Source organism: Agrobacterium sp. ST15.13.015, assembly GCF_027871645.1.
GTDB lineage: Bacteria > Pseudomonadota > Alphaproteobacteria > Rhizobiales > Rhizobiaceae > Agrobacterium > Agrobacterium leguminum.
Genome location: NZ_JAQAHF010000008.1, coordinates 135,192 through 151,176 on the forward strand (window position 1 = coordinate 135,192; position 15,985 = coordinate 151,176).

At 60.7% G+C, this 15,985-nt stretch carries 12 protein-coding genes; 10 read left to right on the forward strand and 2 right to left on the reverse strand.

Annotated elements, in window-relative coordinates:
* Window positions 1-5 precede the first annotated feature (5 nt).
* The 6 genes from PIB16_RS14390 to PIB16_RS14415 all read left to right on the forward strand — a co-directional run bounded on the left by PIB16_RS14390 (window position 6) and on the right by PIB16_RS14415 (window position 7,560).
* Entirely contained in the window at window positions 6-1,004 is a 999-nt protein-coding gene (locus PIB16_RS14390) for a glycosyltransferase family 2 protein (protein ID WP_065657389.1), read from the forward strand.
* Entirely contained in the window at window positions 1,001-1,945 is a 945-nt protein-coding gene (locus PIB16_RS14395; RefSeq protein WP_065657390.1) for a glycosyltransferase, read from the forward strand. Before PIB16_RS14390 ends, PIB16_RS14395 begins: the two co-directional genes overlap by 4 nt.
* Window positions 1,945-2,940: a glycosyltransferase family 2 protein gene (locus PIB16_RS14400; RefSeq protein WP_065657391.1), complete on the forward strand. Its 996-nt coding sequence runs from the start codon at window positions 1,945-1,947 to the stop codon at window positions 2,938-2,940. Before PIB16_RS14395 ends, PIB16_RS14400 begins: the two co-directional genes overlap by 1 nt.
* A 67-nt stretch (window positions 2,941-3,007) precedes the next feature.
* Window positions 3,008-3,913, forward strand: a complete 906-nt coding sequence (locus tag PIB16_RS14405; RefSeq protein WP_065657392.1) for a UTP--glucose-1-phosphate uridylyltransferase — start codon at window positions 3,008-3,010, stop codon at window positions 3,911-3,913.
* 108 nt (window positions 3,914-4,021) lie between these two features.
* Complete coding sequence (locus PIB16_RS14410) at window positions 4,022-6,370, forward strand: polysaccharide biosynthesis tyrosine autokinase (RefSeq protein ID WP_065657393.1); 2,349 nt, start codon at window positions 4,022-4,024, stop codon at window positions 6,368-6,370.
* Between the two features lie 245 nt (window positions 6,371-6,615).
* Window positions 6,616-7,560: a 2-hydroxyacid dehydrogenase gene (locus PIB16_RS14415; RefSeq protein WP_065657394.1), complete on the forward strand. Its 945-nt coding sequence runs from the start codon at window positions 6,616-6,618 to the stop codon at window positions 7,558-7,560.
* A 17-nt stretch (window positions 7,561-7,577) separates the two neighbouring features.
* Here PIB16_RS14415 and PIB16_RS14420 read toward each other — a convergent pair whose 3' ends face one another.
* Window positions 7,578-10,553 carry a hybrid sensor histidine kinase/response regulator gene (locus PIB16_RS14420; RefSeq protein WP_065657395.1) on the reverse strand — a complete coding sequence of 992 codons (2,976 nt, stop codon included), beginning with the start codon at window positions 10,551-10,553 and terminating at the stop codon, window positions 7,578-7,580.
* Between the two features lie 364 nt (window positions 10,554-10,917).
* Between PIB16_RS14420 and PIB16_RS14425 the strand changes: the two genes are divergently transcribed.
* From PIB16_RS14425 to PIB16_RS14435, 3 genes are all read left to right on the forward strand, one after another.
* Window positions 10,918-11,916 (forward strand): ABC transporter substrate-binding protein, encoded by a 999-nt coding sequence (locus PIB16_RS14425; RefSeq protein ID WP_065657396.1) that lies wholly within the window; start codon window positions 10,918-10,920, stop codon window positions 11,914-11,916.
* Window positions 11,917-12,136: 220 nt separating this feature from the next.
* Complete coding sequence (locus tag PIB16_RS14430) at window positions 12,137-13,024, forward strand: ABC transporter permease (protein ID WP_035263623.1); 888 nt, start codon at window positions 12,137-12,139, stop codon at window positions 13,022-13,024.
* Window positions 13,017-14,078, forward strand: a complete 1,062-nt coding sequence (locus PIB16_RS14435) for a quaternary amine ABC transporter ATP-binding protein (protein ID WP_065657397.1) — start codon at window positions 13,017-13,019, stop codon at window positions 14,076-14,078. The genes PIB16_RS14430 and PIB16_RS14435 overlap by 8 nt, the downstream gene beginning before the upstream one ends.
* Here PIB16_RS14435 and PIB16_RS14440 read toward each other — a convergent pair.
* Window positions 14,070-15,314, reverse strand: a complete 1,245-nt coding sequence (locus PIB16_RS14440; RefSeq protein WP_065657398.1) for a TIGR03862 family flavoprotein — start codon at window positions 15,312-15,314, stop codon at window positions 14,070-14,072. The genes PIB16_RS14435 and PIB16_RS14440 overlap by 9 nt on opposite strands.
* 53 nt (window positions 15,315-15,367) lie before the next feature.
* Between PIB16_RS14440 and PIB16_RS14445 the strand changes: the two genes are divergently transcribed.
* Window positions 15,368-15,955: an IMPACT family protein gene (locus tag PIB16_RS14445; RefSeq protein ID WP_065657399.1), complete on the forward strand. Its 588-nt coding sequence runs from the start codon at window positions 15,368-15,370 to the stop codon at window positions 15,953-15,955.
* Window positions 15,956-15,985 lie beyond the last annotated feature (30 nt).

The window sequence follows — 15,985 nt, forward strand, 5'->3', positions numbered from 1 at the left end:
AAATCATGGAAGGTCTTGGTCATTCCGGCATCAGAACGCTGATCGTCATTCCCTGCCTCAATGAGGCGAAGACGATCGAGGGGCTGCTTGTCAAATTCACCGGCGCGATGCAGGGGCGTCTTTTCCGCATCGTGGTTGCCGATGGCGGCAGCACGGATGGAACCCCCAATATCGTTTCCGCCTTCGCGGCGGCGGATGACCGCGTGACGCTTCTTCCCAATCCGAAGCGCATCCAGAGCGCCGGCATCAACCTTGCCGTCGCCACCTTCGGCGAGGATTTCGACTACCTCATCCGCATCGACGCCCATGGCGATTATCCCGACGATTATTGCCAGAGGCTTATCGAGGATGCCGAGCGCACTGGCGCGGATTCCGTCGTCGTCGCCATGGATACGGTCGGCCACGGCCTGTTTCAGAAGGCGACGGCCATCGCGCAGAATTCCAAGCTCGGCAATGGCGGCTCCAAGCACCGCGAAGGTGCCAAAGGCCACTGGATAGACCATGGCCACCACGCGCTGATGCGGATTGCCGCTTTCGACGCGGTCGGCGGTTATGACGAGAGCTTCAGCCACAATGAGGATGCCGAGCTGGATTTCCGGCTGCGTAAATCCGGGTTCCGCATCTGGATGACCGACAAAACCCGCATGACCTATTATCCGCGCGCCAGCGTCATGCCGCTGTTCCGGCAATATCTCGCCTATGGCCGCGGCCGGGCAAAGAACCTGCTGAAACATCGCTCGATCCCGAAAATCCGACAGATGATACCGCTCGCCGTGCTGCCGGTTTTCATCCTCGCGCTGCTGTCGCTTGTGCATTGGGCGGCACTTATTCCGCTCGGCCTCTGGATCGCCGCATGTGTGGGTTATGGCTTGTGGATGGCAATAGGTCAGAAAAACCCATACGGCCCGCTCGCCGCCTTTTCGGCAATGGTGATGCATCTGGCCTGGTCCACCGGCTTCTGGCTGGAACTCCTGAAATTCCGGGGAAGAAAGGCTGTCTCATGACCGACAACACCGTCACCCGCCCACATGATTCGAAAACCGTCGATATCGGCATCTGCACCTACAGACGTCCGGCGCTGGTTGCCACACTTCTGTCACTCTTCGAACTGGAGGTGCCGGAAGGCGTGAAAGTTCGGCTGATTGTTGCCGATAATGACGAGGAGCCGAGCGCCAAGGCGAGCGTCGATCGCCTGCGCGAAACAGCACCCTTCGAGATCACCTATGTGCATTGCCCGAAATCGAATATTTCGATTGCCCGCAATGCCTGCCTGTCGGAATGCAAGGCGGATTATCTTGCCTTCATCGATGATGACGAGACCGCCCCGCCGAACTGGCTGGCTGCCCTTCTGGAAAAGGCCGATGAAACCGGTGCGGAAGCCGTTCTCGGCCCCGTAACGGCGGTTTACCGGGACAACGCGCCGGGCTGGATGAAACGCGGCGATTTCCACTCGACAGTTCCGGTCTGGGTGAACGGCGAGATCATCACCGGCTATACCTGCAACACATTGCTCAAGATGGATGCGCCCTCGGTGAAGGGCCGGCGCTTCGCGCTGGCGCTCGGCCAGAGCGGCGGTGAGGACACCCATTTCTTTTCGCATCTTCACGCCGCTGGCGGCCGCATCGTTTTTGCGGAAGACGCCATGCTGTCCGAACCGGTGCCGGAAAATCGCGCAAGCTTCATGTGGCTTGCCAAGCGCCGCTTCCGCTCCGGCCAGACCCATGGCCGCGTGCTGGCGGACAGGAAACCCGGTATACGCCGCGTGGTGCAGGTGCTGAAGGCAGGTTCGAAAGTGCTGTATTGCGCCGTCTTCGCCGCCTTGAACGGCTTCAACGCCGTGCGCCGCAACCGTTATGCACTGCGTGGCGCACTGCATATGGGCTCGATGAGCGGCGCCTTCGGCGTGCGTGAAATCCGCCAGTATGGCGCGGTGGAGGCGACCTGATGGAAAACCTTGCCTCGCCGCCCGATATCAGCTTCGTCATCGCCGCCTATAATGCCGCCGATACGATTGAAGCCGCCATTCAAAGCGCACTCGACCAGCAGGGTGTAACGCTGGAAGTGATCGTCGTCGACGACCGCTCCGCCGATGACACCATTGCGCTCGTGGAAGCTATCGCCATCATCGATCCGCGCGTCCGCCTGCTTGCTCTTGCCGAAAACCTCGGTCCGGGCGGGGCGCGCAATGCCGGTATCGAAGCCGCGACCGGACGCTGGATCGCCGTGCTCGATTCCGACGATGTCATTCGCCCGGAGCGCTCCGCCTGCATGATGTGCCGGGCGGAAGCCGCCAATGCGGCGATTGCGGTCGATAATCTCGATGTGGTCTATACCGACGGCAGGCCCATGGAGACGATGTTTCCGGAAGAATTTCTGGAGGAACGGCCGGTTCTCACGCTTGAGGACTTCATTTCCTCCAACATTCTGTTCCGCGCCACCTTCAACTTCGGCTACATGAAACCGATGTTCCGGCGCGATTTCCTCAATGTCGAGGGACTGCGCTTCCGCGAGGACATCCGCATCGGCGAGGATTATATCCTGCTCGCCTCGGCGCTCGCCGCCGGCGGTCTTTGCGTCATCGAACCGAAGCCGGGTTATGTCTACAATATTCGCGAAGGCTCGATTTCGCGCGTGCTCGAGCTACATCACGTCGAAGCGATGATGCGGGCGGATCAGGAATTCCTGAGCCATTACACATTGCTGCCCGCCGCCATGGATGCGCAGCAGGCGAGAGCCCGCAGCCTGCGGCTGGCGCATAATTTTTTGACATTGGTGGAAAACATCAAGAGCCGCTCGGTACTGGGCGCCTTGAAGACCACGATAAGGGATCCTGCCGTGCTGGGGCACTTGAGAATGCCGATAGCGGTGCGGCTGAGGAGGCTGCGGGACGCCATGTTTGCACCCGCGGCGAATACTGGGGTGAAAAGACAGATTTCGTGAAATTGACGCGTGGACGAAATCTGCGCGGGGACTGGGGACAGATCAAACCTTGATGAAGGAGAACGCGATGGACCTGAACAAAACTGTCAGAAAAGCCGTCATTCCCGTAGCTGGCAACGGCACACGGTTTTTGCCCGCCACCAAGGCGATGCCGAAGGAAATGCTGACGATCGTGGATCGTCCGGTCGTGCAATATGCCGTTGACGAGGCCATGCAGGCCGGCATCGAGCACATTATTTTCGTGACGAGCCGCAACAAGACCGCCATCGAAGACTATTTCGACAGCGCGCCGGAACTCATCAACACGCTCACCCGCTCCGGCAAGACCGTGCAGGTATTGCAGCTGGAAAAGATGCTGCCCGTTGCCGGCACCGTCAGCTATACGCGCCAGCAGGTGCCGCTCGGTCTCGGCCACGCCGTCTGGTGTGCGCGCGAACTGGTGGGCAAGGAGCCTTTCGCCCTGCTTCTGCCTGACATGGTTTCCTATGGTGCACGCGGCTGCATTGCCGGGCTGATGGAACTTTACGATGAAGTCGGCGGCAATATTCTCGGCGTAGAGGAATGCCTGCCGGAAGAAGTGTCGTCCTATGGCGTCGTCGGCGTCGGCCAGAAGGTCAATCATGGCTTCGCCGTCACCGGAATGGTCGAAAAGCCGGAACCTTCGAGGGCGCCTTCGAATTATTACCTGAATGGCCGTTACATCCTGCAGCCGGAAATTTTCGATATTCTCGCCAGGCAGGAACGCGGCGCGGGCAATGAAATCCAGCTGACCGACGGTATGAAGCGCCTTGCCGAAAAGCAGTCTTTCCATGCGCAGAAATATAGCGGCCGTACTTTCGACTGCGGCAGCAAGCAGGGCTTCATCGCCGCCAACGTCGCCTTCTCGCTGCTGCGCGCCGACATGGAAGCCCAGGTTCTCGCTTCGGTGAAGGAACTGGTGGCGAACCACGAAAGCCGCGTCCAGGCGGCCTGACTTTAATCGCGCCGCCGGGGGAGGCGGCCGGCGCACCAATAACGGGAGGCGGGAAGGCGAGCATGTGTTCGGCTTCCCGCGTACCATTTTAATTCACAAGGTAGGTCCATGCACCACAAGACCTTTAAATCCAACATCGGTTTTCCGGAGTCCGGCAAGGATTCCGATACGTTCATCGACCTCGACCGCCTGTGGGCCGCCGTGGTGCGTCGCGCCAATGTCATTGCCGCTTCGGTCATCGCCGCCGTGGTTCTGGCCGGCCTTTATCTGGTGCTTGCGACCCCCGTTTACACCGCGATGACGCAGGTGCTCCTGGATGAAAGCCTTTCCCGTTATGCGGAAGAGGAATCGCCGGTGCCCGCCGCGCAGATCGTCGACAACCGCATCGCCAGCGCCGTGGAAATCTTGAAATCCAAGGAAATGGCGCTGACGGTGGTCGACAAGGCCAAGCTCGATGAGAACGACACCATCGTCAATCCGCCGATGTCGCCGGTCGAACTCGTCAAATCCTCCGTGCGCGGCATTCTCGATCTCGTCCTGCCGGGCGATCCGCCGGTCTCCGAAGCCGCAATCCGCGCCGGACGCCGCGAAAAGGCCGCCGCCGTGCTGCAGCAGTCGCTGACGGTGGAACGTGTCGGCCGCAGCTCGGTCATCGCCATTTCCACCCGCTCGACCGACCGGCAGCTGGCCGCGCAGATCGCCAAGACCTATGCGCAGGCTTATCTTACCGAACAGCTGAACGCCAATTTCGACGCCAGCGAACGCGCCTCCGTCTGGTTGCAGGAACGCATGACGGACCTGAACCAGCGCGCCCAGGCGGCTGAACTGGCGGTGCAGAAATTCAAGTCGGACAACAACATCGTCTCCTCGCGCGGCGAGCTGATGTCCGAAGGCCAGCTTGCCGACCTGAATGGTCAGCTGATTGCCGCGCAGGCCGATGCCGCGACGGCCTCGGCCCGTTACAACCAGTATAAATCGATCATCGACAGGGGACCGGATGCGGCCGTCGACAATGCCGTCGTTTCGGCCCGTGACACCGATAATTCGGTCATTCAGGATCTGCGCAAACGCTACATCACCATTTCCGACCGGCAGCAGGGCATCGTCCAGCAATTCGGCGCCGACCACCCGCAGGCGGTCGCGCTGGACGCAGAGAAGAAAGAGGTTTCGCGGCAGATCTATCAGGAACTGCAGCAGCTTACCGGCAGCCTGAAGAACGAATACGACGTCACAAATTCCCGCGTTCAGTCGCTGCGCGACAATATCGACCGGGTGGCTGGCCGTAATTCCGAAGCCAACATCACCATGGTCCAGCTGCGCGAACTCGAGCAGCGGGCAACCGCGCTGCGCACCCTCTACCAGTCCTATCTCGGCCGCTTCGAGGAGGCTTCCCAGAAGCAGTCGCTGCCAATCGCCAAGGCCCGCATCATCTCCGAAGCCGGCCTGCCGACATCGCCTTCCAGCCCGAAAAAGACCATGACCATGGCGCTTTCGGTCGTTCTCGGCCTGATGCTGGGCGGCGGTATCGCAGCGCTTCTCGAATTCCGGGATCGCTTCTTCCACACCGGCAATGATGTGCGTGACAATCTGCGCATGCGTTTTCTCGGTTACCTGCCCTTCATCGGTGAACGGGGCGTGGAAAACGCCAAGCCGGGCAACAGCGCCGCCACCCCCGGCGGCGAGAATGCGACGCTTGACGAAAGCGGACAGGTCTCGTTCCAGAAAATGCTGCGCCTTGCCGTCGACAGCCCACGCTCCAGCTTTGCGGAGACGCTGCGTAACGTGAAACTGACGGCAGATGTCGTCATTCAGGAGCGCCAGTGCCGGGTCATCGGCGTCATTTCCTGCCTGCCGAACGAAGGCAAGTCGGTCGTGGCGCTCAATCTCGCCGGGCTGATCGCCTCCACCGGCAAGCGCACGCTGGTGGTGGATGCGGATATCCGCAATCCCGGCCTCAGCCGCATGCTGACGACACGGCAATCCGCCGGCCTCGTCGAAGTGGTGCTCGATGAAGTTCCATGGACGCAGGCTGTGAAAGTGGATACGCGCACGAAAATGGGCATCCTGCCGGTTTCCACCAGCAACCAGTTCGCCCATTCGAGCGAGCTTCTGTCTTCCTCCGGCATGCGCAAATTCATCGACTCGGCGCGAGAGGCCTGCGATTACATCATCGTCGACCTTGCACCCGTGGTTCCCGTCATAGACGCCAAGGCCTTTGCGCCGCAGGTGGACGGTTTCGTCTTCGTCACCGAATGGGGCAAGACGCCGATCCAGATGGTGCAGAACCTGATGGCCAACGAACCGCAGATCGCCAACAAGACGCTCGGCATCGTGCTGAACAAGACCGACATGACGGAATTGCAGCGTTATGCCGGCCCCGGCGGTTCGGAGCATTATCACGAGAAATTCTCGGCCTATTACGGCGATGCGAAGCCGCCGGTAAAGGAAGATGCGTAATGGTGAAGATTTAACAGGCCGGTTGCATCCACACTCCGTCACCCCGGCCCCGAGCCGGGGTCCAGCCAGCCCAAGTCCTTGGGCTGAAAAGAAGTCTTGACGCCGCGCAGACGCGCGGCGGCTGGATGCCGGATCTAGTCCGGCATGACGGAAGAATCACAAATTCCCCCATTCCACCCATGGCATTGCCCCCTGAAATTGCGCATTTATGGCATGAAGCTAAAATCGCAAGCAGGATCAGTACCATGCCATCACCCATTGCCTTTGTTTCACGGATGAATGCGGAAACGGAAGCCGTCTGGAAAGAGGCGCTGCGCGCCGCAATGCCCCAGGAGGAAATCCTTTCCTTTTCCGAATTGACGGGCGAACAGCGCCGGGCAGTGGATTTCGCCATCGTCGCCAATCCCGATCCGGCCGATATCGCGGCACTTCCGGGCCTCAAATGGATCCACAGCCTGTGGGCGGGTGTCGAGCGACTGGTGCTGGAACTGGGCGATAAGGCACCCCCCATCGTTCGGCTGAAGGACCCGGAGCTTTCCCGCGTGATGGCCGAAGCCGTGCTGGCATGGACCTATTATCTGCAGCGCGACATGCCCGCCTATCGCGAAAACCAAAAAAAGGCGCTCTGGCAGGAGCTAAACTATCGCCACCCCGGCGAGATGACCGTCGGTCTCCTCGGCCTCGGAGCCCTCGGCACAACTGCGGCGGAGCGCCTCATCCATGCCGGTTTCAACGTTGCAGGCTGGAGCCGTTCGGCCAAGGCGATAGAGGGCGTGGAAACGTTGACCGGCGATGCCGGGCTGCAGGCGTTGCTGGAAAAGAGCGACATTCTCGTCTGCCTCGTGCCCCTGACCGATGCGACGCGCGGTCTTCTTGATGCCAACCGTCTCGCCGAAATGAAACAGGGGGCGGCACTCATCAATTTCGCCCGCGGCGCGGTCATCGTCGCCGATGACCTGATTGCGGCGCTTGATTCCGGCAGGCTTTCGCACGCCGTTCTCGATGTCTTCGAGCAGGAGCCGCTGCCCGCCACTTCCGCCTTCTGGCAGCATCCCAAAGTTACGGTCCTGCCGCATATTTCCGCGCCGACAAGCCGGGAAAGTTCGGCCCGGATCGTGGCCGGCAATGTCCGCACGTGGCGGGAAACGGGCGGGCTGCCGGAGACGGTCGACATGGCCCGCGGTTACTGAACCTGCGGCAAGGCGGCCTATTCGGCCGCCACCGACTTGCCCGTATGGGCCTGTTCAACGGCGGAGACGATCTGCTGTTCGTCATAGGGCTTGGTCAAGAGAACCGCGCTTGCCGGCGCTCCTTCCGGCAAATGGCTGTCGCCCGTCGCAAACACAATGGCAAGCCCCGGCTTGCGGCGCAGGGCCTCCACCGCCAGTTGGCCGCCCTTCATGTCGGGCAGGCCGATGTCGGTGACGAGAACGTCGATCTGATCCGCTTCGATAGCTTTCAGCGCCTGCGCCGCATTTCCGGCCTCGACGACGGCAAAGCCGCTCTCCGACAGCATCTCCGTCGAATTCATCCGGATCAACTCGTCATCCTCGACCAGAAGAACGCGTATGGACCGGTTTTGATTTTCGACCGCCCTGACCGGCTCAGAAAGTTTGGAAGAACCCGGAGCCGATGTCGGCCGCGCTCTCGACAGCGAAACCTGCTTGCGGTTGGCGATGACGTGGCGGATGCGCCGCGCCAGCGCTTCGCGCGTATAGGGTTTGGAAAGCAGCTCCACCCCGGCATCCAGCTTGCCGCCATGCACGATGGAGTTTTCGGTGTAACCCGAGGTGAAGAGAACGGCGAGATTGGGCAGCCGTTCCTGCGCGCGGCGCGCCATTTCCCGGCTTTTCAACGGTCCAGGCATCACCACGTCAGTGAAGATGACATCGATCGGAATGCCGCTTTCCACCACCGTCAAACCGGCCTGCGCATCGCGGGCGGTCAGCACGCGGTAGCCGAGATCGCTCAAGGTCTCGACGACGGTGTTGCGCACTTCCTCGTCATCTTCCACCACAAGAATGGTTTCCGTGCCGCCCTCCACGGGCCCGGTCGGCATCACCACTTCCCTGTCCTCATCGGCGGCGGAGCGCGGCAGATACATCTTCACCGTCGTGCCCTGCCCCACCTCGCTATAGATGTTGACGTGGCCGCTGGACTGTTTGGCAAAACCATAAACCATCGAAAGCCCGAGGCCGGTGCCCTTGCCTTCCGGTTTTGTCGAGAAGAACGGCTCGAAGACCTTTTCGAGAATTTCGGGCGACATGCCCGAACCCGTATCGGTGACGGCGAGCATTACATATTGCCCCGCAGAAACTTCCGAGTGCTTGCGGGCATAATCGCGGTCGAGAACCGCATTTCCGACCTCGATGGTCAGCTTGCCCTGTCCTTCCATGGCGTCGCGCGCATTGATGGCCAGATTGAGAAGAGCGTTCTCCACCTGGTTGGGGTCGGCATAGGTGTTCCAGAGACCGCCCGAGGTGATGACCTCCACCTCGATCGCCTCGCCAAGCGAGCGGCGAAGCAGATCGTCCATACCGGTCACGAAACGGGCGATGTTGATGACACGCGGCTCGAGCGCCTGGCGGCGGCCGAAGGCCAGAAGCTGGCTGGCCAGCTTTGCGCCGCGATGAACGCCGGCAAGCGCGTTTTCCAGCCGCCGCTCCGCACGTTCATTGCCCATCACATCCTTTGACAGCAATTGCAGATTGCCGGCGATCACCTGCAGCAGATTGTTGAAATCATGCGCCACGCCGCCGGTGAGCTGGCCGATGGATTCCATTTTCTGCGCCTGCTGTAGCGCCTTTTCGGTCTGGCGACGCTCGGCCATTTCCGCCTCGACACGCGCCTCAAGGCTCTCGTTCAATTGCCGAAGCTGCTCTTCCGCCCGGATGCGGTGGCGAATTTCGCGCTCCAGATTGCTCGCATGTTCCTTGAGGGTATTTTCGGCCCGCCGCTGTTCGGTGACATCCGTATGGACACCGACCCATTCGGCAATGGCGCCGGCCTTGTCGAAAATCGGCACGCCACGGATCGCGAAAGTGCGGTAGACGCCGTCATGGCGGCGCACCCGATGTTCCCAGATATAGGTCGACTTTTCCGCGACCGCTTTGTTCCAGCTGTCGACAGACCCCTGCCTGTCGTCGGGATGAACCGCTTCCGCCCAGCCAAACCCCTGATATTCTTCCGGAGTCTGACCCGTCAAAGCGCTCCAGGCGGGTTGCTCGCCCAGCATCATTCCTTCGGCGCTGTTGGTCCACAGCACGCCGTGCACGGCATCCACCGCAGCGCGGAAGCGATTGTTGCTGATGAGAATTTCCCGCTCCGAGCGCTTGCGCTCCTCGATATCGATGATCAGCACATAGATGCCGTCGATGGAGCCATCGGCAATGTAACGCGGAACATAGCGGATTTCGGCGGCGCGCGTGCTGCCGTCCGGTCTGCTGATCACGGTATCCGAAACGATCTTTTCGCCGCCGAGTGCGCGGTCGAGATAGGCCCTGCGGGCCTCGAAAAACGCCTCGCCGACGATTTCGGGAACGCTGCGGCCGATCACTTCTTCGGCGCGGCGACCGAACCATTCCAGATAGCCGTCATTGGCGAATTTATAAACGTAATCACGGTCGACATATCCGACCAGAATGGGCAGGGCATTGGTAAGCCGGCTCAGTTCCTCGCGGCTCTGTTCCAGCGCCTCCACGGCCTTCACCTTGTCGGTATTTTCAAGCACGGTGCATAAAACGCCGTCTACCGTGCCGCCCTCGTTATAGATCGGCGTGTAGAACAGGTCGAAGATCACCTCTTCCGGCAGGCCGTGCCGCATTAGCGTCATCGGCTGGTCGCGATAGGCCATGACCTCACCGCGAAAACCGGCTTCGAGAATGCGGCTGTTCCAGTCCCAGATTTCCGGCCAGATGCCGGGCACGGTTCCGCCCAGCGCCTGCGGGTGATAATTGCCGGCGATCTCCGCATAGCCGTCATTGTAGATCATCACATGATCCCTGCCCCACATCAGCACCTGCGGAATGGGGGAATTGACGACGGAATTGGCTTTCTGCCTCAGATTTTGCGGCCAGTCGCAAATAGGACCGAGCGATGTCTTCGACCAGTCGAAGCGGCGCACAAGCTCACCCGTTTCACCGCCACCGATCGGCCATACCGGCGCAGCAACAAGATTGGTCATTCAACATCACCACAAAAACCGAGAGAAAATCTCCCGTAATACAGAACAGGATAAAAGTCCAAGAAAACAAAAACTTCCGCTTATTGTTCCCACGCTTTTCAGAAAATTGAAAAAGTTCCATCGCGGCGTAAATGTCGCAAGGCGAATGCTAAACCATCAAACATTTCAGGACCTTCGTGCCAGAAATTTCTCTAATATATCCCTGCGACCCCGCTTTCGTTTGACAATTGGCATCCTCAATACGCCAGAAATTGCCGCAAACGGGATGGCGACAAAGGAATTATTAAGCCTCAATAAGGGCGCTGGCGGTCGCGGTGCCGTCAGCGCCCGGGTCTTCGCCACACCGCGACCAGAGGGAACAACAATGAAAATACTTTTGGGTGCCACAATTCTTTCCGCCGGCTTCGCCTTTTCAGGCGGTGCGGCCTATGCCGCCGACTGTGGAAACGTGACGATCGCCAGCATGAACTGGCAATCCGCCGAAGTCGCCGCCAATCTGGACAAGCTCATTCTCGAAAAGGGCTACGGATGCTCCGCCGAAATCGTCACCGGCGACACCGTGCCGACTTTGACCTCCATGGCCGAAAAAGGCCAGCCGGATATCGCGCCTGAGGCATGGGTCAGCCTGCAGCCGGAAATCGTCAAGCAGGGGCTGGAAGGCGGCAAGGTCGTTGCGGCCGCCAAGATCCTCTCGGACGGCGCGGTACAGGGCTGGTGGATTCCGAAATATGTCGCCGACGCCAATCCCGATCTCAAGACCATTCCTGATCTCTTTAAACATCCCGAACTCTTCCCCTCGCCCGAAGACAAGTCTAAGGGCGCCGTGTTCAACGGCCCGCAGGGCTGGGGCGGCACTGTCGTCACCGCGCAGCTCTTCAAGGCTTTCGGCGGTGAAAAGGCCGGCTTCACCCTCGTCGACACCGGCTCCGCCGCAGGTCTCGACGGTTCCATCGCCAAGGCTTATGAAGCCAAGCAGCCATGGGTCGGTTATTATTGGGCGCCCACCTCGCTGCTCGGCAAATACGAGATGGTAAAGCTCGAATTCGGAACGGACTATGATGCGGCCGAATGGAAGCGCTGCACATCCGTCGCCGACTGCGCGGACCCCAAGCCGAACGCATGGCAGGTGGACGACGTGCAGACGCTGGTCAGCAAGTCCTTTGCCGATCGTGCCGGCCCCGCCATGGACTATCTCAACAAACGCGCATGGACCAACGCGACCGTCAACAAGCTGATCGCCTGGATGACGGATAACCAGGCGACCGGTGAAGACGGCGCCAAGCACTTCCTGAAGGAAAACGAAGCGCTGTGGACGGGCTGGGTATCTCCCGACGTCGCGGAAAAGATAAAGGCCGCCCTTTAAAAGTCGGCCCCTGCATATCTGCCCGGCAAACGGCGTCCGCCAGCGGCGACGCCGCGCCCGCATCGGGCCTGGAATGCCTCCCGGCTTTCCGGTGGCGATGCGCCGGTTCAACAGAGCGTTCCGGCCTGCGTCCTGACGGATGCGCGGCGCTCTGACGATTTTACTGCCGGAGCGCGGAGGATATCGATCCCCGCCTCCGGTTCGTCATGGAGAACAGGATATGGAATGGCTTTTCAAATTTCCGACCATGAATGACGATGCTCTGCGCGCGCTGAAAAAAGTCATCGACGAGGGGTTCCGGGCTTTCACCCGAACCTATGGCGGCGCAATCGAGGGGTTGTTTACCCCCCTTCAGAGCTTCCTCATCTGGGCGGAAAGGCTTTTGATCGGCGCACCCTGGCCGGTCGTTATTCTTATTGTCGGCGCGCTTGCCTGGTTCGGCAGCCGCAGCGCCACCATTGTTTCGCTCTGTTGCGGCATTCTCTTCGCCATCGGCTGGTTCGGCATGTGGGAAGACACGATGAAGACGGTCTCGATGATCTTCGTCTGTGCCGTGCTGTCCATCGTCGTCGGCCTACCCATCGGCATCGCCATGGCGCGCTCCAACCGCCTCCAGAGCGTGGTCAATCCCGTTCTCGACGTGATGCAGACGATGCCGAGTTTCGTCTATCTCATTCCCGTCGTCATGCTGCTCGGCATCGGCCGCGTGCCCGGCGTCATCGCCGTCGTCATCTACGCCATTCCGCCGATGATCCGGCTTACCAATCTCGGCATCCGCATGGTCGACCGCGACGTGCTGGAGGCTGCCGATGCCTTCGGCTCTTCGAAGCGCCAGAAGCTTTTCAAGGTGCAGCTGCCGCTGGCGCTGCCCACCATCATGGCCGGCATCAACCAGACCATCATGATGGCGCTCGCCATGGTCGTCATCGCCTCCATGATCGGCGTTCAGGGCCTCGGTCAGCCGGTGCTGAAGGCCATTGCCAACCAGTATTTCACGCTCGGCGTGTTCAACGGGCTTGCCATCGTCGGCATCGCCATCATCTTCGACCGCATCAGCCAGGCCTATGGCCTTCGCCTGCAAAAACACCGGGAAGTGGCGCATGGCTAGTCAATCGATCGAAATTCGCAGCCTCTACAAGATTTTCGGCCCCAAGGCGGGAGACTATGTCGAACCCGTCAAGGCCGGCATGTCCAAGTCCGATCTCAACGCCAAACATGGCCATGTGCTCGGCCTGCGCGATATCAACATCACCATGCCGGGCGGGCAGATCACCGTTATCATGGGCCTTTCCGGCTCGGGCAAATCGACGCTGATCCGCCACGTCAACCGGCTGATCGACCCGACCGCCGGCGAAATCCTCTATGGCGGCACGGACGTGTGTCGACTCAACGAGGCGGATCTGCTGGAGTTTCGCCGCCACAAGACGGCGATGGTGTTCCAGAAATTCGGGCTGCTGCCACACCGCAACGTGCTGCAAAACGTCGTCTATGGCCTTGAGGTGCAGGGCGTCGACAAGCGCGAGCGCGAAGAAAGGGCAGAGGTCTGGATCAGACGCGTGGGGCTGGAAGGTTTCTCCAACCATTATCCCAACCAGCTCTCAGGCGGCATGCAGCAGCGCGTCGGCCTCGCACGCGCGCTCACCAACAATGCCGAGATCCTGTTGATGGACGAAGCCTATTCGGCGCTCGATCCGCTCATTCGCGTCGATATGCAGACGGTGCTGCTGGAATTGCAGAAGGAACTGAAAAAAACCGTGGTCTTCATCACCCACGATCTCGATGAGGCCCTGCGGCTGGGCGACAAGATCGCCATTCTGCGCGACGGCGAGATCATCCAGCAGGGCACGGCGGCCGAAATCGTCATGTCTCCGGCCGACAGCTATATCGAAGCCTTCGTGGAAGAGGTCAATCGCGGCCGCGTCATTCGCCTTGGCGCCGTGGTGCAGCCGGAATTTGCCGGCCAGTCCCGCCTTCAGCTCGATGCGGATATGACGGTTGAAGAGGGCCTGCGCGCCCTCGTCCGGGAAAATGTCAGCAGCGCCACAGTCGTCGGGGAAAACGGCAAATCGCTCGGCGCCGTCACCACCGATGCCATCATGCGCTGCCTCGTCAGAACCGCACATGGTGAGGAAGCAGGCACGGCTGAACGTTTGTCAGGCTGAGCCTTCAAGCCACGCGGCCATGCCCTGTGCGGCGGCCCTGCCGGTGGCGAAACAGGCGGTCAAGAGATAACCGCCGGTCGGCGCTTCCCAATCCAGCATTTCCCCGGCAGCAAATATGCCGGGGAGCTTTTCCACCATGTAGTTTTCATCAAGGCCGCTCCACGCGATGCCGCCGGCAGATGAAATTGCCTCGGCAATCGGTCTCGTCCGCAAAAGCGGAATCTCCGCATGTTTTATTCTCGCGGCGACGAACTCATCCGGCATGGCCGCGATGTCGGGAAAGATTTCCCGCAGAAGCCCGACCTTCACCGCCGATAAGCCGGCCGCCTTGCGCATGCGGTTTGCAAAACTCTCCTTCCGCCCGTGCTTCGCCAGATCGCGGCTGAGGCGTTCGACCGTACGCCCTGGCGCAAGATCGATTGCGAGCGACACTTTGCCCGCCTCTTCCAGCCGGTCGCGTAGCGCGGCGGAATGGGCGTAGATCACGCTGCCCTCAATACCATGCTCCGTGATGACGAATTCGCCCTGAAAGGCTCCGGCCGGCGAAATGGTGATGGTGGATTTCACCGCTTCACCGGCAAAACGCGCGCGGAAGATATCGCTCCAGTCAACGTCGAAACCGCAATTGGCGGGGCGGAACGGGGAAAGCGCCACGCCTTTCTCCGCCAGCGCCGGAACCCATGCGGCATCGGAGCCGAGACGCGGCCAGCTCGCGCCGCCGAGCGCCAGAAGAACGGCATCGGCCTTGATGGTGATCTCGCCCTCCGGTGTCGCGAAAACCAGGTGCTCGCGGGAAAAACCCGTCCAGCGATGCCGCGTCCTGATGGTCACCCCCTGCGCCTCCAGCCGGGCAAGCCATGCCCGCAGCAGCGGCGAGGCCTTCATGACGGTGGGAAAGACCCGGCCCGAGGTGCCGACGAACGTTTCCTGCCCCAGCCCCTGTACCCAGTCGCGCAGCATATCCGGCGTAAAATCATCGAGAGCGGCGCGCAGTCTCGGTTCCGCATCGCCGAACCGGTGACGGAAGCTGTCATAGTCTTCGGCATGGGTGATGTTGAGGCCGGATTTTCCGGCCATCAACAATTTACGCGCCACGGTCGGCATCGCCTCGAACACCGTCACGGCATGGCCTGCGGCCGAAAGCATCTCGGCCGCCATCAGCCCCGCCGGTCCGCCGCCGATAATCGCGACCTGCCTCGCCTCGCTCAAAACCCTCTCCATCGCCATCTTCGCCATTGCGAGCCTTATACCGATTTCCGCATGCGAATATATGCGATATTGAAACGCCCATGTTCACGCTCGACCGCCCCGTCACCTTTTCGCAGGATATCAAGAAAAGCCGCTTCATCGCCTTTGCCGCGCCGGTGACGGGCGAAGAGGATGCGAAAAACTTTCTTGCGGCGCATTCCGATCCCGATGCAAACCATAATTGCTGGGCCTGGCGAAGCGGCCAGACCTATCGTTTCAGCGATGACGGCGAGCCTTCGGGCACGGCCGGGAAACCGATCCTTCAGGCCATAGACGGCCAGGCGCTGGACAATGTCGCCGTTCTCGTCATCCGCTGGTTCGGCGGCATTCTCCTCGGCAGCGGCGGCCTGATGCGCGCCTATGGCGGCACGGCGGCCGCCTGCCTGCGGCTTGGCGAAACCTCGCCGGTCATCGCCTATGTCAGCGCGACGCTCAGTTGCCCCTTCTCCGATCTGGCGCTTGTGAAATCACGCCTTTCCGCCACACAGAACCTGCGGGTGGAAAAGGAAGATTTCACCGGCACCGGCGCGGATATGCTGCTTTCGGTTCCGGCGGAGGAAGCCGAACGGCTCACCCGGCTTTTAAGCGACCTGACCAGCGGTCGCGTCAATTTGTATATTCCCGACTAGCGCCTGTCCGAATGCGCAATTCGTGCTAAG